Origin of the sequence: Mycobacterium dioxanotrophicus, assembly GCF_002157835.1 — a bacterium.
GTDB classification, from domain to species: Bacteria; Actinomycetota; Actinomycetes; order Mycobacteriales; family Mycobacteriaceae; genus Mycobacterium; species Mycobacterium dioxanotrophicus.
In genome coordinates this window covers 4800629-4822460 of the sequence record NZ_CP020809.1, presented here as the reverse complement: position 1 = coordinate 4822460, position 21832 = coordinate 4800629, and the positions used below count along the sequence as shown (strand labels likewise).

The 21832-nt window shown below is 68.1% G+C and carries 21 protein-coding genes and 2 tRNA genes; 15 read left to right on the top strand and 8 right to left on the bottom strand.

Going from position 1 to position 21832, the window contains the following annotated elements; genetic code table 11:
* The first annotated feature begins 31 nt into the window (after positions 1-31).
* From gltX to BTO20_RS23515, 3 genes are all read left to right on the top strand, one after another.
* On the top strand, positions 32-1483 hold the full coding sequence (gene gltX, locus BTO20_RS23525; RefSeq protein ID WP_087078501.1) for a glutamate--tRNA ligase: 1452 nt from the start codon (positions 32-34) through the stop codon (positions 1481-1483).
* A gap of 115 nt (positions 1484-1598) precedes the next feature.
* Positions 1599-1673, top strand: a tRNA-Gln gene (locus BTO20_RS23520).
* 58 nt (positions 1674-1731) lie between these two features.
* A tRNA-Glu gene (locus tag BTO20_RS23515) sits at positions 1732-1804 on the top strand.
* Positions 1805-1961: 157 nt separating this feature from the next.
* Here BTO20_RS23515 and BTO20_RS23510 read toward each other — a convergent pair.
* Complete coding sequence (locus BTO20_RS23510; protein WP_087078500.1) at positions 1962-2663, bottom strand: IclR family transcriptional regulator; 702 nt, start codon at positions 2661-2663, stop codon at positions 1962-1964.
* Positions 2664-2761: 98 nt separating this feature from the next.
* On the opposite strand from BTO20_RS23510, the gene leuC reads away from it, so the two are divergent.
* The 3 genes from leuC to BTO20_RS23495 all read left to right on the top strand — a co-directional run bounded on the left by leuC (position 2762) and on the right by BTO20_RS23495 (position 5630).
* A complete protein-coding gene (gene leuC / locus BTO20_RS23505; RefSeq protein ID WP_087078499.1) occupies positions 2762-4204 on the top strand; it encodes a 3-isopropylmalate dehydratase large subunit in 1443 nt (480 codons plus the stop codon).
* Positions 4205-4215: 11 nt separating this feature from the next.
* Entirely contained in the window at positions 4216-4809 is a 594-nt protein-coding gene (gene leuD / locus BTO20_RS23500) for a 3-isopropylmalate dehydratase small subunit (protein WP_087078498.1), read from the top strand.
* Positions 4810-5012: 203 nt separating this feature from the next.
* Positions 5013-5630, top strand: a complete 618-nt coding sequence (locus BTO20_RS23495) for an HU family DNA-binding protein (protein ID WP_083162171.1) — start codon at positions 5013-5015, stop codon at positions 5628-5630.
* A gap of 63 nt (positions 5631-5693) precedes the next feature.
* Here BTO20_RS23495 and mutT1 read toward each other — a convergent pair whose 3' ends face one another.
* From mutT1 to cofC, 3 genes are read right to left on the bottom strand one after another with little or no spacing between them, the layout of a single operon-like run.
* Positions 5694-6626 (bottom strand): 8-oxo-(d)GTP phosphatase MutT1, encoded by a 933-nt coding sequence (gene mutT1 / locus BTO20_RS23490; protein ID WP_087078497.1) that lies wholly within the window; start codon positions 6624-6626, stop codon positions 5694-5696.
* A 55-nt stretch (positions 6627-6681) separates the two neighbouring features.
* The gene (locus BTO20_RS23485; protein WP_087078496.1) at positions 6682-8892 is read right to left on the bottom strand and encodes an RNA degradosome polyphosphate kinase; all 2211 of its coding nucleotides are present in this window, start codon (positions 8890-8892) and stop codon (positions 6682-6684) included.
* A 31-nt stretch (positions 8893-8923) separates the two neighbouring features.
* The gene (gene cofC / locus BTO20_RS23480) at positions 8924-9577 is read right to left on the bottom strand and encodes a 2-phospho-L-lactate guanylyltransferase (protein WP_198344035.1); all 654 of its coding nucleotides are present in this window, start codon (positions 9575-9577) and stop codon (positions 8924-8926) included.
* Between the two features lie 83 nt (positions 9578-9660).
* Here cofC and BTO20_RS23475 point away from each other — a divergent pair, with 83 nt between their 5' ends.
* From BTO20_RS23475 to BTO20_RS23465, 3 genes are all read left to right on the top strand, one after another.
* Complete coding sequence (locus BTO20_RS23475; RefSeq protein WP_198344558.1) at positions 9661-10641, top strand: NAD(P)H-dependent glycerol-3-phosphate dehydrogenase; 981 nt, start codon at positions 9661-9663, stop codon at positions 10639-10641.
* Positions 10642-10646: 5 nt separating this feature from the next.
* Positions 10647-11750 carry a cystathionine gamma-lyase gene (locus tag BTO20_RS23470; protein WP_087082546.1) on the top strand — a complete coding sequence of 368 codons (1104 nt, stop codon included), beginning with the start codon at positions 10647-10649 and terminating at the stop codon, positions 11748-11750.
* Positions 11751-11812: 62 nt separating this feature from the next.
* A complete protein-coding gene (locus tag BTO20_RS23465; protein ID WP_087078494.1) occupies positions 11813-12934 on the top strand; it encodes a D-alanine--D-alanine ligase family protein in 1122 nt (373 codons plus the stop codon).
* Positions 12935-12962: 28 nt separating this feature from the next.
* Here BTO20_RS23465 and BTO20_RS23460 read toward each other — a convergent pair whose 3' ends face one another.
* Positions 12963-13547 carry a DUF3515 domain-containing protein gene (locus BTO20_RS23460; RefSeq protein ID WP_087078493.1) on the bottom strand — a complete coding sequence of 195 codons (585 nt, stop codon included), beginning with the start codon at positions 13545-13547 and terminating at the stop codon, positions 12963-12965.
* A 10-nt stretch (positions 13548-13557) separates the two neighbouring features.
* Entirely contained in the window at positions 13558-13800 is a 243-nt protein-coding gene (locus BTO20_RS23455; protein WP_087078492.1) for an Lrp/AsnC ligand binding domain-containing protein, read from the bottom strand.
* A gap of 108 nt (positions 13801-13908) precedes the next feature.
* Here BTO20_RS23455 and BTO20_RS23450 point away from each other — a divergent pair, with 108 nt between their 5' ends.
* From BTO20_RS23450 to BTO20_RS39955, 3 genes are all read left to right on the top strand, one after another.
* On the top strand, positions 13909-14880 hold the full coding sequence (locus BTO20_RS23450) for a thiamine-phosphate kinase (RefSeq protein WP_087078491.1): 972 nt from the start codon (positions 13909-13911) through the stop codon (positions 14878-14880).
* Positions 14881-15027: 147 nt separating this feature from the next.
* Complete coding sequence (locus BTO20_RS23445; protein WP_087078490.1) at positions 15028-15696, top strand: uracil-DNA glycosylase; 669 nt, start codon at positions 15028-15030, stop codon at positions 15694-15696.
* 61 nt (positions 15697-15757) lie between these two features.
* Positions 15758-15976: a hypothetical protein gene (locus BTO20_RS39955; protein ID WP_198344034.1), complete on the top strand. Its 219-nt coding sequence runs from the start codon at positions 15758-15760 to the stop codon at positions 15974-15976.
* 213 nt (positions 15977-16189) lie between these two features.
* On the opposite strand, the gene rpmB is transcribed toward BTO20_RS39955, so the two are convergent.
* On the bottom strand, positions 16190-16384 hold the full coding sequence (gene rpmB, locus BTO20_RS23440) for a 50S ribosomal protein L28 (protein WP_019969600.1): 195 nt from the start codon (positions 16382-16384) through the stop codon (positions 16190-16192).
* 259 nt (positions 16385-16643) lie between these two features.
* On the opposite strand from rpmB, the gene BTO20_RS23435 reads away from it, so the two are divergent.
* The 3 genes from BTO20_RS23435 to BTO20_RS23425 are packed head-to-tail and all read left to right on the top strand — an operon-like array spanning position 16644 to position 21222.
* Complete coding sequence (locus BTO20_RS23435; RefSeq protein WP_087078489.1) at positions 16644-18269, top strand: DAK2 domain-containing protein; 1626 nt, start codon at positions 16644-16646, stop codon at positions 18267-18269.
* Positions 18269-20524 carry an ATP-dependent DNA helicase RecG gene (gene recG / locus BTO20_RS23430; protein ID WP_087078488.1) on the top strand — a complete coding sequence of 752 codons (2256 nt, stop codon included), beginning with the start codon at positions 18269-18271 and terminating at the stop codon, positions 20522-20524. The genes BTO20_RS23435 and recG overlap by 1 nt, the downstream gene beginning before the upstream one ends.
* A complete protein-coding gene (locus tag BTO20_RS23425) occupies positions 20521-21222 on the top strand; it encodes an HNH endonuclease family protein (RefSeq protein ID WP_087078487.1) in 702 nt (233 codons plus the stop codon). Before recG ends, BTO20_RS23425 begins: the two co-directional genes overlap by 4 nt.
* A 73-nt stretch (positions 21223-21295) precedes the next feature.
* Here BTO20_RS23425 and BTO20_RS23420 read toward each other — a convergent pair whose 3' ends face one another.
* Positions 21296-21802: a GNAT family N-acetyltransferase gene (locus BTO20_RS23420; RefSeq protein ID WP_087082542.1), complete on the bottom strand. Its 507-nt coding sequence runs from the start codon at positions 21800-21802 to the stop codon at positions 21296-21298.
* Positions 21803-21832: the final 30 nt, after the last annotated feature.

The window sequence follows — 21832 nt, the reverse complement described above, 5'->3', positions numbered from 1 at the left end:
AGCAGATGCCGCGGACGCGAGGAGCGAAATAATGACCGTCAGGGTTCGGTTCTGTCCGTCACCCACCGGGACCCCGCACGTGGGGCTGGTCCGTACCGCGTTGTTCAACTGGGCGTACGCGCGACACACCGGCGGCACGTTCGTGTTCCGCATCGAGGACACCGACGCCGCGCGGGACAGCCAGGAGAGTTACGAGGCGATCCTCGACGCGTTGCGGTGGCTCGGGCTGGACTGGGATGAGGGACCTGAGGTCGGCGGTCCGCACGAGCCGTACCGGCAGTCGCAGCGCCGCGAGATCTACCTCGACGTGATCGCGCGGCTGCTCGAGGCAGGAGAGGTCTACGAGGCCTACTCGACACCGGGTGAGGTGGAGGCCCGGCACATCGCCGCGGGACGAAATCCCAAGCTGGGCTACGACAACTTCGACCGCACCCTCACCGACGAGCAGCGCGCCCGGTTCGCCGCAGAAGGCCGTCAGCCGGTGCTGCGCCTGCGGATGCCCGACGAGGACCTGTCGTGGAACGATCTGGTGCGCGGACCGACGACGTTCCCCGCCGGTTCGGTTCCCGACTTCGCCATCACGCGCGCCAGCGGGGATCCGTTGTACACGTTGGTCAATCCGGTCGATGACGCGCTGATGAAGATCACCCATGTCCTGCGCGGCGAGGACATCATGCCGTCGACACCGCGTCAGATCGCGCTCTACCGCGCCCTGATGCGTATCGGTGTCGCCGAGCGGGTTCCCGAATTCGCGCACCTGCCAAGCGTGCTCGGGGAGGGGAACAAGAAGCTGTCCAAGCGGGACCCGCAATCGAACCTGTTCCTGCACCGCGACCGCGGCTTCATCCCCGAGGGACTGCTGAACTACCTGGCCCTGCTGGGTTGGGGCATCGCCGACGACCACGACGTGTTCAGCCTCGAGGAGATGGTGGCCGCGTTCGACGTCGCCAACGTCAACTCCAACCCGGCCCGATTCGACCAGAAGAAGGCCGATGCCATCAACGCCGAACACATCCGGTTGTTGACCCCTGAGGAGTTCACTGCGCGACTGCGCGAGTACTTCGTGACCCACGGCCACGACACGGGCCTGGACGACGCGTCGTTCGCCGAAGCCGCCGCATTGGTCCAAACCCGCATCGTCGTGCTCGGCGACGCATGGGGGCTGCTGAAGTTCTTCAACGACGCCGACTTCGAGCTCGACGAGAAGTCCGCGGCCAAGGAGCTCAAGCCCGAGGCGGCGCCCGTGCTCGACGCCGCGCTGAGTGCCCTGGAGGCGGCCGGAGAGTGGACGACGGCATCGATCGAGGCGGCGCTCAAGAGTGCACTGATCGACGGTCTTGAGCTCAAACCGCGGAAGGCCTTCGGCCCGATCCGCGTCGCCGTCACCGGTGCGTCGGTCAGCCCTCCGCTGTTCGAGTCGATGGAACTGCTCGGGCGCGACCGCAGTTTGGCGCGTCTGCGTGCCGCTCGGGAAGGGGTGTGAAAAGTGGGTCGAAATCTTTGGTAGTCTGCTCGTCGGCCCGGAAAGCACAAGCGGGGGACACCCCCGCCGAGCGATCTCGGTCAAATGCCCGTGACCTGCGGTGATGGGCAGCCAATGGGGTATGGTGTAATTGGCAACACAGCTGATTCTGGTTCAGCCATTCTAGGTTCGAGTCCTGGTACCCCAGCCATCCGGAGCGATTAGGTCAGCGTGATCACCTGAGCTATGCTGACCATCCGGAAGTTCTAGCCCCCGTCGTCTAGCGGCCTAGGACGCCGCCCTCTCACGGCGGTAGCGTGGGTTCGAATCCCATCGGGGGTACAGAAGCCAAGGCACCCGGTCCACACGGACCGGGTGCCTTTCGCTTATGCGGATCAACCAGACCGTTCAACGCGGTGCAGTGGCGAACGTCACTCTCGTGGGAATCCACCGCCGGGCCACCGGCCCGACACACCGACTGCGCACGGTGAGAGGTGTCTCACAGTCGCCGGGTCAAGGCGTCTGCGGCGGCGAGAAGATCGGCCGCCCAGCGTGCTCCGGGGCGACGGCCCATCCGGTCGATCGGTCCCGACACCGACACCGCCGCGATCACGTTGCCCCGCCCGTCGCGGACCGGGGCCGACACGCTTGCCACGCCCGCCTCCCGTTCGGCCGCGCTCTGCGCCCATCCGCGCTTGCGAACCTCGGCCAGGGTGCGGTCGGTGAATTTGGCCGTCGGCAGCACCGCCTGTTGCGTCGCGGCGTCGGCGTAAGCCAGCAGCACCTTGGCGCCCGACCCGGCCGTCATCGGAAGCAGCGTGCCGACGGGCACGGTGTCGCGCAGGCCCGCCGGCGGCTCCAAAGCCACCACGCACACCCGGGACAGGCCTTCTCTGCGGTACAGCTGGACGCTCTCGCCGGTGATTTCGCGCAGGCGGGGTAGGACGGCCGCGCCGGCCGCCAGGAGCGGATCGTTGACGTGGGAGGCCAATTCGGTCAGGGCAGGGCCCAGCCGCCAGCGACCGTCCCCGTCGCGCGCCAGCATCCGGTGGGTTTCCAGCCCGGCCGCCAGTCGGTGCGCGGTCGCGCGGGGGAGCCCGGTCCGCTCGCACAGTTCGGCCAGCCCGCACGGGGACTCGGCCACCGTATGCAGCACACCCACCGCTTTGTCGAGCACGCCGATGCCGCTATCATTTCTCACAGAGAGATACTAACGTCTCGCATACTGAGATGGCGACTGTAGCTCCCAGCCCGTTGACTGCAGCCCAGCAGTGCCCTGAACCGAATCGAGTAGTAGCGATGGACCAATCGACACCGACGTCTGCACAGCCGCGCACCATGGCCGAAAAGGTGTGGGCCGACCATGTTGTGGCCTCCCAGGAGGGTGAGCCCGACCTGATCTACATCGACCTGCACCTGGTGCACGAGGTCACCAGTCCGCAGGCTTTCGACGGTCTCCGGATGGCCGGGCGGCCGGTACGGCGGCCCGATCTGACCATCGCCACCGAGGATCACAACGTCCCGACCATCGACATCGACAAGCCGATCGCCGACCCGGTCTCGCGCACGCAGGTGGAGACATTGCGGCGCAACTGTGAGGAATTCGGTATCCGGCTGCACCCGATGGGCGACGCCGAACAGGGCATCGTGCACATCATCGGCCCCCAGCTGGGCCTCACCCAGCCCGGCATGACGGTGGTGTGCGGCGACAGCCACACCTCGACCCACGGTGCGTTCGGTGCGATCGCGATGGGAATCGGCACCTCTGAGGTGGAACACGTGCTGGCGACGCAGACCTTGCCGCTCAAGCCGTTCAAGACCATGGCGGTCAATGTGGACGGCGTGCTGCCGCCCGGTGTGAGCGCCAAGGACATCATCCTGGCGGTGATCGCCAAGATCGGCACCGGCGGCGGCCAGGGCCACGTCATCGAATACCGGGGCAGCGCCATCGAATCCCTGTCGATGGAAGGCCGGATGACGATCTGCAACATGAGCATCGAGGCAGGCGCGCGGGCCGGGATGGTCGCTCCCGACGAGACGACGTTCGAGTTCCTCAAGGGCCGCCCGCACGCCCCGCAGGGCGCGGACTGGGACGCCGCGGTGGCCGCCTGGAGTCAGCTGCGCACCGACGAGGGCGCCGAGTTCGACACCGAGATCTACCTGGACGCCGCGACGTTGAGCCCGTTCGTGACCTGGGGCACCAACCCCGGCCAGGGCGTGCCCCTGTCGGCGGCAGTGCCGGAACCAGAGCTGATCGGCGATGACGGTGAGCGTCAGGCCGCGGAAAAGGCTTTGGCCTATATGGATCTTCGCCCCGGTACGGCGATGCGGGATATCGCAGTGGACACCGTGTTCGTCGGCTCGTGCACCAACGGTCGCATCGAGGACCTGCGGGTGGTGGCCGACGTCCTGCGCGACCGCAAGGTCGCCGAGGGCGTACGGATGCTGGTGGTGCCCGGCTCGATGCGGGTCCGCGCCCAGGCCGAATCCGAAGGGCTGGACCAGGTATTCATCGCCGCCGGAGCCGAGTGGCGCCAGGCGGGCTGCTCGATGTGCCTGGGCATGAACCCCGATCAGCTCTCGCCGGGGCAGCGCTGCGCCTCGACGTCCAACCGCAATTTCGAGGGCCGCCAAGGCAAGGGCGGCCGGACCCATCTGGTGTCGCCGGCCGTCGCCGCCGCCACTGCCGTGCGCGGCACGTTGGCCTCGCCCGCCGATCTGCCCGCCGCCACCACCCGCTAGAGGAGAAGACGATGGAAGCCTTTCAGACCCACACCGGCATCGGCGTTCCGCTGCGGCGGTCCAATGTCGACACCGATCAGATCATTCCGGCGGTCTACCTGAAGCGGGTAACCCGAACGGGTTTCGAGGACGGGCTGTTCGCCGCCTGGCGTTCCGATCCGTCATTCATTTTGAATCTCGCGCCATTCGACAAAGGCTCGGTATTGGTGGCCGGGCCCGATTTCGGCACCGGATCGTCGCGCGAGCACGCCGTCTGGGCGCTGATGGACTACGGGTTCCGGGTGGTTATCTCCTCCCGCTTCGCGGACATTTTCCGGGGCAATGCGGGCAAAGCCGGGCTATTGGCGGCGGAAGTTTCTCAGGATGACGTCGAGCTGCTCTGGAAGCTCATCGAGCAGCACCCGGGCTTGGAAATCACTGTGAATCTTCAAGATCGAAATATCTCCGCGGGAACGGTCGTGGTGCCGTTCAGGATTGACGATTACACCGCCTGGCGGCTGCTCGAAGGACTCGACGATATAGGCCTTACGCTGCGGAAACTCTCCGCGATCGAGGCCTATGAGCAGGGCCGACCGTCCTGGAAGCCCCGCACCCTGCAGGGCTGACGGCGGGCCTCGGCGACCCGAATTCGCCGCCCACCAAACCGGTTCTGCACCCACCCGACAGGAGTCCAAGGGGGGCAAGCGGATTGCCGGAATGTTCGCTAGCTACCCCCGAAATTGCGCGTGGCTCTTGGAAATCAGTGGTCACAGGGTTTACCGTGTCCACTAGTCGGTTCAAAGTGGACCACTGGTTTCGGAGGTTTTGGATGAACAAAGCGGAGCTCATCGACGTACTCACAACCAAACTGGGCACCGATCGTCGGCAGGCTACCGCCGCGGTGGAGAACGTTGTCGACACCATCGTGCGCGCGGTGCACAAGGGCGAGAGCGTGACGATCACCGGCTTCGGCGTGTTCGAGCAGCGCCGCCGCGCAGCCCGTGTGGCGCGCAACCCGCGCACGGGCGAGACCGTGAAGGTCAAGCCCACCTCGGTGCCGGCGTTCCGTCCCGGAGCGCAGTTCAAGGCGGTTGTCTCTGGCGCACAGCGTCTCCCGGCGGACGGCCCCGCGGTCAAGCGTGGTGTGACTGCCGGCCCGGCCAAGCGCACCGCAGCCAAGAAGGCCCCGGCCAAGCGGGCCGCCGTCGCCAAGAAGGCCCCGGCCAAGGCCGCTGCCACCAAGGCTCCGGCGAAGAAGGCCCCGGCCAAGAAGGCCGCGACCAAGGCTCCCGCCAAGAAGGCTGCGACCAAGGCTCCCGCCAAGAAGGCTGCGACCAAGGCCCCGGCCAAGAAGGCCGCCGCCAAGGCTCCCGCCAAGAAGGCCGCCGCCAAGGCTCCCGCCAAGAAGGCCGCGACCAAGGCCCCGGCCCGGAAGGGCCGCAAGTAAATTCCCTGTCAGGCACGCCGTGAGCCGCTACCGCGCTCACGGCGTGCCTTTCTGTGTGGGCCGTTACTTCTTGGTGGGCAGGGGACTGCAGATGTGGTCGGCGGCCACCAGCCGCCCGTCGACAAGGGACATCACCCAGGTGCTGCCCTTGCGGTTGCCCGTCGTCTCGGGACGGACGTTGTCGCGTTCGCACCACCAGGCGATGAGATCGGGAATCACCTTGCCCTGCGTGCAGATCACCGGGATGCCGGCGCGCGTGGCGATCTCGACGACCCGGTTGCGGGTCGCCTTGTGGTCACTGGCGTAGGCCTCTTCGGTCAGCGTGGGCTCGTTGTGGATGTCCACCGCGAGCTCCTGAGCGAGCGGCTCGATCGTCTGATGGCACCGCACCCGGTCGGCGGCGTAGAGCGTACTGGCGCCGAAGGCCAGCAGCTGGCCCACCAACGACTCGGCCTGGGCTCGCCCGTGTTTGTCCAACGGACGCGCCCGGTCGTCGCCCTTGTAGCGGGACCGGCTGCCCGCCGTGGCGTGCCGCACGATCAACACCGTCTTGGTATCAGGCGGGTATTTCATGAAGCGCCGCAACACTTTTCGATCGTAGGGGTACTGCAGCTGGTCCATCGCTGCTTCGGCGGGGAGCCAGATCAGCTTGTCCACTTCGGCGTTGGGGGCGAAGTCTCCACCGGTCGCCTGTGCCACCCAGTACCAGACCCGTTTCTGGCCCTGGGGGATGTCGTAGGAGACCGATCCGAGCCTACGGCCGAGCACGGCGGTATAGCCCGTCTCCTCGTGGACTTCGCGCACGGCGGTCACCGGTTCGGTTTCGCCGGGATCGACTTTGCCCTTGGGCAGCGACCAGTCGTCGTAGCGTGGCCGGTGAATCAGAGCGACCTCGACGGCGCCCCCGCCGGCGGTCAGATCGCTGCCGCGGCGCCAGAGCACCGCACCGGCGGCGGGCACGACCTTCTTACCGGTGGTCGCGTTGTTGTTCGACACCTCAACTCCTGCAGGTCATTCTCCGGTGCCGCTGCTGGCCCGTACTCCGACCCGATCAGCGCTGCCGGTGGCGTTCCATCAGCGACACCTGGTGGTCGCGTACCGTCTGGCCTTCCTGCGGCAGCGCCGTCCAATGGCCGTCGTGCTGCAGTTCCCAGCACCGGGTGGCGGGGTCCATGGCTGATTCGAATACATCGTTCAGTTGCGCGGTGAGCCGCGGGTCCTTCACCTGAGCCATCACCTCGACACGCCGGTCGAGATTACGATGCATCATGTCGGCGCTGCCGATCCAGAACTCGTCGATGGCGCGGAAGTGAATAATCCGCGAGTGTTCCAGGAAGCGGCCGAGGATCGACCGCACCGTGACGTTCTCGGAATAACCGGCGCCGCCGGGCCGTAGCGCGCAGATGCCGCGCACCACGATCTCGACGGGGACGCCTGCCTGCGATGCCCGGTACAACGCGTCGATCACCTGCTCGTCGACCAATGCATTGGCCTTCATGCGAATTCCGGAAGGCGCACCATCGAGATGTGCGGCGATCTCCCGGTCGATCCGCTCGACGATGCCCTTGCGCACGCCGCGCGGAGCCACCAACAGGTTGCGGTAGGAATCCTTGCGAGAGTAGCCGGTCAGCGAGTTGAACAGATCTGTCAAGTCGGCGCCGATGTCGGGGTCGGCGGTCAGCAGGCCCACATCCTCATACAGGCGAGCGGTTTTCGGGTTGTAGTTACCGGTGCCGATATGGCAGTAACGGCGAATGGTCGAGCCTTCACGGCGCACCACAAGGCAGGTCTTGCAGTGCGTCTTGAGTCCGATGAGGCCGTAGACCACGTGCACGCCCGCCTGTTCCAGTGCGCGCGCCCACTTGATGTTGGCCTGCTCGTCGAACCGGGCCTTGATCTCCACCAACGCCACGACCTGTTTGCCTGCCTCGGCAGCGTCGATGAGTGCGTTGACGATCGGCGAGTCGCCCGACGTGCGGTACAGCGTCTGCTTGATGGCCAGCACGCTCGGATCGGCGGCGGCTTGTTCGATGAAGCGCTGCACGGTCGTTGAGAACGAGTCGTACGGATGATGCACCAGCACATCGCCGTCGCGCAGCGTCGAGAAGATGCTCTTGGGCGTCTCCCGCTCGCCGAAAGCCGGTGGTGTCGCGGGCACGAACGGCGGGTCCTTGAGGTCGGGGCGATCGACACCGTAGATCTGCCACACGGTCGACAGGTCGAGCAGTCCCGGCACCTGGATCACGTCGCCGGGATCGACGTCGAGCTCGCGCAACAACAGCTCCAGCATGTTGTCGGTCATGTCGTCGGCGACCTCGAGACGGACCGGCTTGCCGAAGCGCCTGCGGGCCAGTTCGCGTTCCAGCGCCTGCAGCAGATCCTCGTCGCGGTCTTCTTCGACCTCGAAGTCCGCGTTGCGGGTGATCCGGAAGGCATGGTGCTCCACGACTTCCAGGCCCGGGAACAACACCGGAAGGAATGCGGCGATCAGCGCTTCCATCGGCAGGAACCGCAGCACCTGCGGCCCGTCGGCAGGCGGGGGCAGTTGGACGAAGCGGTCGACGTTGTCGGGCACCTTGATTCGGGCGAAGTGCTGACCGCCGTCATCGGGATGGCGGACGGTGATGGCCAGGTTGAGGCTCAGCCCGCTGACGAAGGGGAAGGGATGCGCGGGGTCCACCGCGAGCGGCGTCAGCACCGGGAACACCTGCTCGTGGAAGTAGGTGGAGAGCTTGTCGCGTTCGGCCGCGCTGAGTTCGGCCCACGTGACGATGATGACGCCTTCTTCGGCAAGCTGTGGGCGTACCGAGTTGAGGAAGACCGCGGCGTGCCGGCTCGCGATCTGCTGGGTGCGCTCGTTGATCCGGCGCAACTGCTCGCGCGGGGACAACCCGTCGGCCGACCGCACCGACAAGCCCATCTCGTCACGGCGTTTCAGACCGGCGACCCGGACCATGTAGAACTCGTCGAGGTTCGACGCGAAGATGGCGAGGAACTTCAAGCGTTCCAACAGGGGCAGCGATTGATCGGCCGCCAGCGCGAGCACTCGAGCGTTGAAGTCCAGCCAGCTCAGCTCGCGGTTGAGATAGCGGTCCTCGGGCAGCGCGTTGTCGACGGCGGGGGAGGTGGCCGCAGGCGGCGCCTCGGGTGTCGCATCGGCACCGGCTGACGGTTCCGACCCGTTCGAGGTGTCGCCGCGATCGGTGTCGTCGGCCCGCAGGGTCGGCTCGGCTTCGGTGGCTTCGCTCACCCGTCCGATCATTCCCTATCCGCCAGCCGTCCGGCTACCCGCGCTAGTGATGTCGCGCGAGGGTTTTCGTCGTGGCCGGTCCGACGCCCAGCCTGCGGGCAGCAGACAGATCGTCAGGTGTGTCTATGTCGCAACGCAGCCCCGGCCAGGGGCCGGTGAGTTCGATGGCGCCGGAGTGCCGGTGGCGCGCAGCGGAATCGGCGCCGAACTGCGGTTGCAGGGGCACCCCGAAGGCGAACAGCGCAGAGGTTCCGGTGCCGTGCCGGTCGCCGACGAAACTGCGCGGGTGGGCCTGCGCCGCGGCGAGTGCGCCTGCCAGCTCCTGCGGTTGCAGTGCCGGTAGATCACCTTGCAGCACAACGATGTTCGGCGTGGTCCCGCGCAGTTCCAGCTCAGCGGCGGTGATGGCGTTGTTCAGCGGGTTGTGATGCCCGGCAGGCGTCGGGTCAGAGATCACCCGGGCACCCAGTTGCAGGGCGGCGTCGGCGGCGTCCTCGTCGGGCGTCACAACGGTGACCGCGGCGACCGCCGAGGCCGCGGTGATGGTGTCGACGAGCATGGCCAGCACCACCGCTTCCCGGGTGGACGCGGAAAAGATCGGAGCCAGACGGGTCTTGGCCGCTGTGAGGCGCTTGACGGCGATCACCAGCGCGACCTCGGCGTCCGGCGTCGTGCCGGCGGGGCGGGTACCGCTCATGCCAGCCATCCTGCCAGCCGGGCCGCTGCCGCCGCGTACCTGCGCGCAGCGGCTAGGGTGATGCCGTGGTGGAGGCTGCGGTTATGGGCGCCGGCGGGTGGGGCACGGCGATTGCGAAGGTGCTGGCGGACGCGGGTAACCCGGTGACGATGTGGACGCGACGACCGGAAGTCGCCGACGAGATCAACACCGAGCATCGCAACAGCGAGTACCTCGGCGATGTCGTCCTGCCGTCGGCGATACGGGCCACCAGCGATCCGGCCGAGGCCCTCACCGGCGCGTGCACGGTGTTCCTGGCGGTGCCTGCGCAGCAGCTGCGTGCCAACCTCGAGGGCTGGAAGCACCTGATCGGTGACGACGTCACGCTCGTGAGCCTCGCCAAGGGCATCGAACTGGATTCGCTGATGCGGATGAGTCAGGTCATCGTCCAGGTCACCGGCGCCGACCCGTCCCGGATCGGTGTCGTCACCGGGCCGAACCTGGCCAGCGAGATCGCCGCCATGCAACCGGCCGCGACGGTGATCGCCTGCAGTGACTCCGGGCGCGCAGTCGCCTTGCAACGCGCGATGGCCACCGGATACTTCAGGCCCTACACCAACTCCGACGTCGTCGGCGCCGAAATAGGCGGGGCCTGTAAGAACGTCATCGCCCTCGCGTGCGGGATGGCGGTCGGGGTCGGGCTCGGGGAGAACACGATCGCCGCGATCATCACCCGCGGGCTGGCCGAGATCCTGCGCCTCGGCATCGCGCTGGGCGCCAAGCCCGCAACGTTGTCCGGTTTGGCGGGGGTCGGCGATCTCGTCGCGACCTGCACCTCACCGCGCTCGCGCAACCGCACGTTCGGCGAACGGCTGGGCAAGGGTGGCACCATGGAGTCGGCACTGCTCGCGGCGGGCGGACACGTCGCCGAAGGGGTGTCGTCGTGTGAATCGGTGTTGGCCCTGGCGTCCAGCTACGACGTCGAGATGCCGCTGACCGAAGCCGTCCACCGGGTCTGTCACAAGGGGTTATCGGTAAACGAGGCCGTTGCACACCTGCTGGGACGCAGCACCAAACCGGAGTAGAGATGATCGAAGGCACGTACGGCGATTCCACCCGCAGCGTCAAAGCCGTTGGATCCCAATCGATCCCAGGCGTACCGGTGGCGCCGATGCCCGTTCCGGCGTCGACCTACCACTTGTCGCCCGACGAGACCGAGCCGCTGGACAGCTATGGGCGCAGTTCCAATCCGTCTTGGCGGCAGTTGGAAACGGCGCTGGCCGAACTGGAAGGAGCGTCCGCGGCGCTGACTTTCGGATCAGGCATGGCGGCCATCACTTCGGTGCTTCGGGTCCTGGCCAAGCCGGGTTCGACGCTCGTCGTGCCCGCCGACGGCTACTACCAGGTTCGTCGGTACGCATCGGAATACCTTGCCCTGCAAGGAGTTACCGTCATCGAAGCCGGTGCGGGGGAGATCTGCCAGGCCGCGTCGAACGCGGACGTGGTGCTGGCCGAGACACCGGCCAATCCCGCGCTGGACGTGGTCGACCTGCACCGGCTGGCGCTGACCTGCCGGGGCCGCGGCGCCACGCTCGTCGTCGACAACACCACCGCGACCCCGCTGGGTCAGCAACCGTTGTCACTGGGCGCGGACCTGGTCGTCGCCAGCGCCACCAAATCACTGTCGGGCCACAGTGATCTCATCGCCGGGTACGTCGCGGGCAGCCAGCCCGAGCTGATGGCCGCGGTGGAACGCGACCGGCTACTGGCCGGGCCGATTCTCGGAGCATTCGAAGCCTGGCTGGTCCTGCGCAGCCTGGGCAGCGCCGGGCTGCGCTTCGAGCGGCAGTGCCAGAACGCGCAAGCACTCGCGGTGATGCTGCGCAACCACCCGGCCGTGCGGTCGGTGCGCTACCCGGGGCTGCCCGAGGACCCTTCGCACGATCTGGCCGCCGCACAGATGCAGCGGTTCGGGGGCCTGGTGTCGATCGAACTGGCCGACGCCGCGGCAGTGCACGCGCTGGTCGAGCGCAGCGCGCTGCTCATCGCCTCGACCAGTTTCGGCGGGATCCACACCTCGGTGGACCGGCGTGCCCGCTGGGGAGATCCGGTGCCTGCCGGGTTCGCCCGGATATCGGCCGGTATCGAGGACACCGACGACCTGATCGCCGACGTCAGCCAGGCGCTGCGGTAGAAACCGCAGGTCAGGACGCGCTGAGGTTTGAGGTCCGCCCAGGGCGGTAGCCTCTCTAGGTTGTGACTGTCCGCAATCAGCCCGGATCCCGGATCCGCGTCGCCGTCGTGTACGGCGGACGCAGTTCCGAACATGCGATTTCCTGCGTATCGGCGGGCAGTATCCTGCGCAACCTCGACCCGGAACGTTTCGAGGTGGTCGCCGTCGGAATCACGCCCGAGGGCTCCTGGATGCTCACCGACGGCAGGCCGGAGACCCTGGCCATCACCGACGGCCAACTGCCCGGCGTCACCGACACCTCCGGCACCGCCCTCGCGCTGCCCGCCGACCCCGGGCGCAGCGGTCAGCTCATCTCGTTGGGTTCCGGGCCAGGACAGGTGCTGGCGTCCGTCGACGTCGTGTTCCCCGTGCTGCACGGACCCTACGGCGAGGACGGCACCATCCAGGGCCTGCTCGAGCTGGCCGGGGTGCCGTATGTCGGCTCGGGCGTGTTCTCCAGTGCAGCCGGCATGGACAAGGAGTTCACCAAGAAGCTGCTGGCGGCCGAGGGTCTGCCCATCGGCGACCACGTCGTGCTGCGGCCGAAGGACGCCACCCTCGACCTGGAGCAGCGCGAGCGGCTCGGGCTGCCGGTGTTCGTCAAGCCGTCCCGCGGTGGATCCTCGATCGGCGTGAGCCGCGTGAGCGCGTGGGACGAGCTGCCCGCCGCCATCGAGCTGGCCCGCCGCCATGACCCGAAGGTCATCGTCGAAGCCGCGATCCCGGGCCGCGAGCTGGAATGCGGCGTGCTCGAATTCCCTGACGGCTCAGTCGAAGCCAGCACCGTCGGGGAGATCCGGGTGGCCGGCGTGCGGGGTCGCGAGGACGGCTTCTACGACTTCGCCACCAAATATCTCGTCGACGCCGCCGAACTGGACGTGCCCGCCAAGATCGAGGACGACACCGCCGAAGAGATCCGTAACCTCGCGGTGCGCGCATTCACAGCGCTCGACGGCCAAGGTCTGGCCCGGGTCGACTTCTTCCTCACCGACGACGGTCCGGTGATCAACGAGATCAACACCATGCCCGGGTTCACCACCATCTCGATGTTCCCGCGCATGTGGGCGGCCAGCGGCGTCGACTATCCGACCCTGCTCGCGGCCATGGTCGATACGGCGCTAGCCCGCGGCACCGGCCTGCGCTGACTCGCGCACGCGAGGAGCGCATTGACGCTCAGCGGGCAGGGGCCGGATCCAGCGGGCGGGCCGGCATGGTGCGGGTGATCTGCGCCGAGATCAGCTGAATGGGTGTCGGCCCGGACCCTGCGGGCAGCGTCAGTGCGACGTAGACGGGCCGGTCGACGGCGTACCAGGTGCTCCGGGCCTGGTCGGGCGTGCCGGCGGGGGCTGCCCCCGGCGCGGCTCCCTCGTCAGCCACCCGAAACCACTGCACATCGTCGACGAGCTGCAGAGGCGTGCCCACGACGAAATCGGTGGGGCGGTCCAGGCCGCAGCGCAGGATGACCGGTTCGGTACCGGATTCGCCCTGCCACGCCGCGGTACCCGGCGGCGTGGGCTCGACGGTGGGCGCCCGCAGGAAATCGCCCAGCTGCTCGGGCAGACCGTTGAGCAGGGCGCCGCATTCGGGGCTTTGCGCCTGCGGCGCCGGAACCGAGGAGATCGCCACCGGCGGGTGGTCCGGGGACTGCTGGCGCGCCGCCGCGATCCCCAGCACAGTGATCAACACCGACACCGCCACCACAACGGCCGCTATGAGCAGCGCGCGGGGTGGGCCGTCGGTGGTCTGCGGGTCGGTCACGCAGCCAACTCTATGGCTGAGCTCCGTTGGCGATCGGGCAGGTGAGCGTCCGGGTGATCCCGGTGACCTGCTGCACACTCGGGACCACGTCGGACTGCAGGGCCGCCAGCGTGTCCGCGCCGACGCGCAGCACCACGTCGTAGGGACCGGTGACGTACTCCGCCGACAGCACACCGGGCAGGACCGCCAGCGCTTTGGCGACGACCTCGGCGCGGCCCACCTCGGTCTGGATCAGCATGTAAGCCTCCACCACCCGCCCTCTCCTCTGTATCGCTGCATAGACTCACTCGCCGCAGACAAACAAAACTACCGTAGGTCCGTCCGGTGTTCAGAGCACGGCCGCGACCGGTAGGAGGGGGTTATGGCCGGCGCAAAATCGGGCGGGGACGACGGGGACACTCTGGCCGGCGTCGGTGAGTTCGCCGTCATCGACCGCCTGGTGGCAGGACGGGTCCAGCCCGCCGCGGTGACGCTCGGACCGGGCGACGACGCCGCGCTGGTACTCGCCGGTGACGGTCGCACCGCCATATCGGTCGACATGTTGGTGCAGGACCGGCACTTCCGGCTGGACTGGTCGACCCCGCACGACATCGGCCGCAAGGCCATCGCGCAGAACGCCGCCGACATCGAAGCCATGGGCGGGCGGCCCACGGCGTTCGTGGTCGCGTTCGGAGCACCGGCCGACACCCCCAGTGCCGCAGCGGTCGAACTCGCCGACGGGCTGTGGGACGAGGCGCGGCGGGTCGGGGCCGGCATCGTCGGCGGTGATCTGGTGCGGGCCCCGCAGTGGGTGGTATCGGTCACGGTCCTGGGTGATCTCGATGGTCGGCCCCCGGTGCTGCGCAGCACCGCCCGCCCTGGCGACACCGTCGCCGTGGTCGGTGAGCTGGGGCGGTCGGCAGCGGGATATGCGCTGTGGCACAACGGAATCAGCGATCATCCCGAATTGCGGCGTCGGCATCTGGTACCGGAACCGCCGTACGGTCAAGGGGCGGCCGCGGCGCGCGCGGGCGCCACCGCGATGACCGATGTGTCCGACGGACTGCTCGCCGATCTGGGCCATATCGCCACGGCGTCCGGCGTCGTCATCGACCTGTCTGCCACGGCGCTCGACCCCGACCGGGCCGCGGTCGCCGCCGCTGCCGCGGCGACCGGCGACGATCCGTTGGAGTGGGTGCTCGGCGGCGGTGAGGACCACGCCCTGGTTGCGACGTTCCGCGGCTCCCCGCCGGAGGGCTGGCGGGTGATCGGGCAGGTGCTCGACGGTCCGGCGGCGGTGCTGCTCGACGGCGACGCGTGGGCGGGAAACGCGGGATGGCAGTCGTTTGATTGAGGGCTGAGGCTAGGTTGGTTTTCTGTGACTGCGGACGCGAGGAGCAATTCCACGGTGGCGGACGCGAGGAGCATTTCAACGGTGGCGGACGCGAGGAGCAATTCCACGGTGGCGGACGTGAGGAGTAATTCCACAACGGCACGGCCTATGAGTGAACTCGTCGAGGACGGTTGGGCGCGGGCACTGGAGCCCGTAGGCCCCCAGGTGGCGCAGATGGGGGAGTTCCTGCGCGAAGAACTCGGCGCGGGCAGAAGGTATCTGCCTGCCGGGCAGAATGTCTTGCGCGCCTTCAGCTTTCCGTTCGATCAGGTGCGGGTGCTGATCGTCGGGCAGGATCCCTACCCGACGCCCGGACATGCGGTGGGTCTGAGCTTCTCGGTCGCTCCCGATGTGCGGCCCCTGCCGCGCAGCCTGTCCAACATCTTCACCGAGTACACCGAGGATCTCGGCTTTCCGCAGCCCACCACCGGGGACCTGACCCCGTGGGCCGAACGTGGTGTGCTGCTGCTCAACCGCGTACTGACCGTGCGGCCGGGCACGCCGGCGTCGCACCGCGGCAAGGGTTGGGAAGCGGTCACCGAATGCGCGATCCGCGCCTTGGTGGCGCGGGATCAGCCGATGGTGGCGGTGCTGTGGGGGCGTGACGCGTCGACCCTGAAACCGATGCTGGCCGAGGGTGATTGCGGGATCATCGAGTCCCCGCATCCGTCACCGTTGTCGGCATCGCGCGGATTCTTCGGGTCAAGGCCGTTCAGCCGGGCCAACGAACTGCTGCAGCAGAAGGGCGCCGAGCCCATCGACTGGCAGCTGCCCTGACGGCGCCTCCGCTCACGGCATCGGCACGCCGGGTGGCGACGGGATCGCCGGAGGTGCCGGGATGGCAGGAGGCGACGGGATCGCCGGCGGAGCCGGGATGGCAGGAGGTGACGGGATCGCCGGGGGCGGCGGAACCACGACAGTGCCGTTGCCGCCACCGGTGGTTTCCTCTGGCGGTGCCGTAGGCGCGAGTGAGACTGTAGTCTGCTCCGTCGGCGCGACGGCAGGGCTCGACGTGGTGCTTGAGGTCGTCGACGTCGTGGTTTCAGTGGTCGGCTGATCGCCGGACTTGTTGCTCCCGCATGCCGGCAACGCCGTAGCGACGGCTAGCATGCAGGCGCATCCGAACAGGAACCGACCGGACAAGCGAAGAGGGCTCATGATGGCAGGAGGTACCCTGCCGACCCGACGGTTAAACGACGACCGAAAGCGCGACCGCCCGCGCTTGCGCGCGAGCGGTCTGCGGTGTTGGTCGTCGTCTTCGCGCGAGCGCTCAGCCGCGCGAGACCTTGCCGGCCTTGATGCAGGAGGTGCAGGCGTTCACACGCTGCTTGTTACCGCCCGGGCGTGCCACGGCACGGACCGACTGAATGTTCGGGTCCCAGCGTCGGTTGGTCCGCCGATGCGAATGCGACACCGACTTGCCGAAGCCCGGCGCCTTCCCGCAGATATCGCACACGGCAGCCATATCAACAACTCCTTGAAATCAGTTCTTGGGGGTCTGGGTTTGGTCGCCGCAAAACTGCGCGGCTCGACCCGACAACCTGACCAGGATACCGAGAGGCCAGGCTATCGCCAAAATCGCCGGTGAGCCGCGTGTCAGGTTATGCACAGGACCCGATGGTCTGATCAGCATTGTCGCAGGCACTGGCTAGGCTGACGCGCACGGCGGCCATGCCGCACGCGTGTGTTCTCAGGGGAACGGCTCGGGATCTGGAGGGGGTTCGGTGGCTGCTGGACGGCTCGACGCCTCCGCTCTGCGGAAGTGGGCGCACACCGCCGTCGGTGACCTGATCGCGCACACCGACGAGATCAACCGGCTCAACGTTTTCCCGGTGCCCGACGCCGACACCGGCACCAACATGCTGTTCACGATGCGCTCGGCGTGGGCGCAGGTGGATGCTCAACCGGCCGGCGACGTCGCGCAGGTGGCAGCCGCACTGGCTGCGGGGGCGCTGCAGGGCGCCCGCGGGAACTCCGGGGTGATCCTGTCGCAAATCCTGCTGGCCGTCGCCGAGGTGGTCGCGTCGGCCGCGGCGCAGCGCGACGGTGATCTCTACGACATCGACGGTGTGCTCTACGGCGCGGCCCTTCGGCATGCCGTCGCGCTCGTCGTCGCGTCGATGGGGGAGCCGGTGCCCGGCACGATCGTCTCGGTGTTGCAGGCCGCTGCCGGCGCCGCCGAGCACTGCGCCGCCGACGGCGCCGAACTCGGAGCGGTCACCGTGGCTGCGGCGGACGCCGCTGCCGCGGCACTGGACCAGACACCACACCAGCTCGATGTGCTCGCTGAGGCCGGCGTGGTCGATTCCGGTGGCCGCGGCCTGCTGGTACTGCTGGACGCGATGGCATCCACGATCGCCGGACACACGGCGCGGCGCCCGACATACCAACCGTCGGCCGGGCCGGCGCTTCCTGCCGCAGGCACCTCGGCTCCGCCGCAGTTCGAGGTGATGTATCTGCTCAGCGGATGCGGTGCCGACGCCGTCGAGGGATTGCGGGCAGCGCTCGACCAGCTGGGCGAGTCGGTGACCATCGCGACCTCCGGCAGCAACGAGTTCTCGGTCCACGTGCACGTCGACGACGCCGGCGCCGCTGTCGAGGCGGGTTTGGCGGTGGGCACGCCGAGCCGTATCCAGATCACCGCGTTGCTCGGCGGCCCGGACACGCGTCCGGCGGGCGGCTGGGCCAAGGCGCGGGCAGTGCTGGCCGTTGTCGACGGCGACGGCGGGGCCGAGCTGTTCGCCGGCGAGGGCGCGGCCGTGCTGCGGCCCGCCGACGGTGAGGCGATCAGTGCCAAGCAACTCCTGCGGGCCCTCGTCGACGCGGGCGCCGCACAGGTGATGGTGCTGCCGAACGGATACGTCGCGGCCGAGGAACTCGTCGCGGGCTGCACGGCCGCCATCGGTTGGGGTATCGACGTGGTGCCGGTGCCGACCGGCTCGATGGTGCAGGGACTGGCTGCGTTGGCGGTCCACGACGGCGACCGGCAGGCCGTCGACGACGGCTACACCATGGCCCGCGCAGCCGCAGGCGCCCGGCACGGCTCGGTCCGCGTGGCCACCGAGGAGGCGCTGACGTGGGCAGGCACCTGCAAGCCGGGCGACGGGCTCGGTATCGCGGGCGACGAGGTGCTGATCGTCGGCCCCGACGTCACCACCGCGGCGGCCGGTCTCATCGATCTGCTCCTTCTCGCCGGCGGCGAGCTGATCACGGTGCTGACGGGTGACGGTGTCGCCCCCGATGTCGGCAAGGCGCTGCAGGAACACGTGCACCGCGAACATCTCGGCGCCGAACTGGTGACCTACCACACCGGCCACCGTGGCGATGCCCTGCTGATCGGAGTCGAGTAGTGGCCGGCCTCGCCGACCGGCTGGACCTCGTGATCGGGGCCAAGTCGGCCAAGCCGCTCGAGGAGCACTTCGGTATCCGCACCGTCAACGATCTGCTGCGGCACTACCCCCGCAAATACAGCGACGGCATGACCGTCCGCGGCGAGGGCGAGGCGCTTGATCTGGAAGAGGGCGAACACGTCACCTTCATCGAGGTCGTCACCGAGACCAAGGAAGGGACGATGAAGCCGGTCTTCGACAAGAAGACCGGACGACAGAAGACCCGCAAATGGCTGCGCGTCACACTCGGCAAGCACCGGCCGGCCGTCACCGCAACGTTTTTCAACGCGGGGTGGATGGCCGGCAAGCTTCCGGTCGACACCAGGCTCATGCTCTCCGGCGAGGTCAAGTATTTCCGCAACACCCTGCAGCTGGACCATCCGGCCTTCCTGGTGCTCGACTCGCCGTTGGGCAAGCAGTTCGGCACCAAGTCGCTGAAAACCATTGCGACCGCCTCTGGGGCCAGCGGCGAGGACATGCTGGCGGCGTTCGAGCGGGAGTTCTTCCCGATCTACCCGGCCTGCGCCAAGGTGCAGAGCTGGGACATCTACTCGTGCGTGCGCCAGGTGCTCGACGTGCTCGACCCGGTGCCGGATCCATTGCCGGAAGCTTTTGTCCGGCAACGGAATCTGATGACCGAAGACGAGGCGTTGCGGGCCGTTCACCTGGCCGAGAACGCGGCGCAGCGCGACCGGGCCGCCGAACGGCTGACCTATGACGAGGCCATCGGGCTGCAATGGGGTCTGGTCGCGCGGCGGCATGGCGAGCTGAGCGAGTCCGGCCCGCCCGCGCCGTGGACCGACGACGGGCTGGCCGTCGAGTTGCTGCGCACGCTGCCGTTCGACCTCACGGTGGGCCAGCGGGAGGTCCTCGACGTGGTGTCGGCAGAACTGGCCTCGACGCGCCCGATGAACCGGATGCTGCAGGGCGAGGTCGGCTCCGGCAAGACGATCGTGTCGGTGCTGGCGATGCTGCAGATGGTCGATGCCGGCTATCAGTGCGCACTGCTGGCGCCGACGGAAGTCCTTGCCGCCCAACATGCCCGGTCTGTGCGCGACGCGTTGGGGCCGCTGGCGATGGCGGGTGAGCTCGGCGGTGCCGAGCACGGCACGCGGGTCGCGCTGCTGACCGGCTCGATGTCGGCACCGCAGAAGCGGCAGGTGCGTGAGGAGGTCGCCTCGGGTGCGGCAGGCATCGTGATCGGCACCCACGCGCTGCTGCAGGATGCGGTGGAGTTCGCCAACCTCGGCATGGTGGTGGTCGACGAGCAGCACCGGTTCGGCGTCGAGCAGCGGGATGCCTTGCGCGCCAAGGCTCCTGAGGGCCTGACTCCGCACCTGCTGGTGATGACGGCGACCCCGATCCCGCGCACCGTCGCGCTCACGGTGTACGGCGACCTGGAGACCTCGACGCTGCGGGAACTGCCGCGTGGCCGCCAGCCCATCACCAGCAACACCATCTTCGTGTCGCAGAAGCCGGCCTGGCTGGACCGGGCGTGGGCACGGATCCGCGAGGAGGTGGCCGCCGGCCGTCAGGCCTACGTGGTGGCGTCGCGCATCGACGAATCCGACAAGGACGGCAAGGACGCCAATGGCGGCAGGCAGGCCGGCCCGCCGCCGGTCACCGTCGTCGAGTTGTTCGATGGGCTGCAACGCGGGCCGCTGTCCGGGTTGCGGCTGGGGCTCATGCACGGCCGGTTGTCCGGCGACGAGAAGGACGCGGTCATGGCGGCGTTCCGCGCCGGCGAACTCGACGTCCTGGTGTGCACCACCGTCATCGAGGTGGGCGTCGACGTGCCCAACGCCACCGTGATGGTGGTGATGGACGCCGACCGATTCGGCATCAGCCAGCTGCACCAGCTCCGCGGCCGCATCGGTCGTGGGCAGCATCCCAGCCTGTGCCTGCTGGCCACCCGGCTGCCGGAGACCTCCAAGGCGGGGGAGCGCATCAAGGCGGTCGCGGGCACCCTCGACGGCTTCGCCCTCGCCGATCTCGATCTCGACGAGCGTCGCGAGGGGGATGTGTTGGGGCTCAACCAGTCCGGGCGAACCATCAATCTGCGCTTCCTGTCGCTGCGCGAACATCTCGAGGTGATCACCGACGCCCGAGAATACTGCGAATCGCTCTACGAAACGGACCCGAACAACGCGGGAATGGCCTTGCTGGCAGCCCAGTTCGTCGAGACCGACCGGGTCGAGTATCTGGACAAGTCGTGAACCGGCTGGCGTGGCTGGCGGTTGCGGTCGCGTTGACCGTGATCGTCGCGGTTCAGGTGACGTTGTCGGCGCAGCGGTCCAGCCGGTTCGTCGCCGAAGCCGACGCGCCGACGGTGGCGGCGGGCACGGACGTGCTGGCCGGGATACCGGAGATTCCGGTTCGGGTGCGCGGCAACGATTATCGCCGTGCCGCCTTCGGGGAGGCGTGGGACGACGACAACAGCGCGCCGGGCGGGCACAACGGCTGCGACACCCGCAACGACATTCTCGATCGTGATCTCGTGGACAAGACCTACGTCGCCATCAAGCGCTGCCCGACCGCGGTGGCGACCGGCACCCTGCGCGACCCGTACACCAACGCGGTGGTGGCGTTCGTCCGCGGCAACCAGGTCGGCGCCTCGGTCCAGATCGACCACATCGTGCCGCTGGCGCTGGCCTGGGATCTGGGCGCCCGTGCCTGGCCTGAGGACCTGCGACTGCGGTTCGCCAACGACCCCGCCAATCTGCTTGCGGTACAAGGACGGGCGAATCAGGACAAGGGTGACCAGGAACCTGCGCGCTGGATGCCGCCCAACCACGCATTCTGGTGTCAGTACGCCGTGGCCTTCGTCGCGGTGCTGCGGGGCTACGGTTTGCCGGTCGACGTGCCCTCGGCGGCCGTGCTGCGCGAAGCTGCCGGGACCTGCCCGACGGGCTAGCGGTAGCGGCGAATGGCCACTTGTGCACAGGTTTTCCCGAATCTGCGTGCAACAAGTGGCCACTCGACGAGGGCTAGAGGTCGAGAAGCCAGTTCTGGCCGTTGAGGTCCTGGCCGAAGCTGTGGTGAGGTTCTTCATCGATGAGTCGAAACCCGAACCCCTGGTAGATCTTTCGAGCTGAGGTCAGTACGTCGTTGGTCCACAGCGTGACCTGGCAGTAGCCGGCGTCACGCGCGAACCGCAAGCATTCGTCGACCAGTCGGGCACCCAGCCCGAGGCCCCTGGCCCGCGGCGAGACCAACAAGATCCGTAGCTTTGCAACCCCCGGATCGTCGCCTTGCACGCAGAAGATGCACCCGGCGCGTTCGCCGTCGACCTCGGCGATCCAACCGGCTTCGGTTGCCGGATTGTGTTGTGCGGCAAAGTCGGCCACGATCCTGGCGACCAGCGCCTCGAAATCGGTGGTCCACCCGAACTGCTCGTGATAGATCTCGCCGTGGGCCATCACGACCCATCCGAGATCGCCGGGGCGGTCCACGCGGCGCACCACGATCCGTGACTGCTCGACACTCAACGACATCGACGCGCCTCCGATCGTGAAACAGATCAC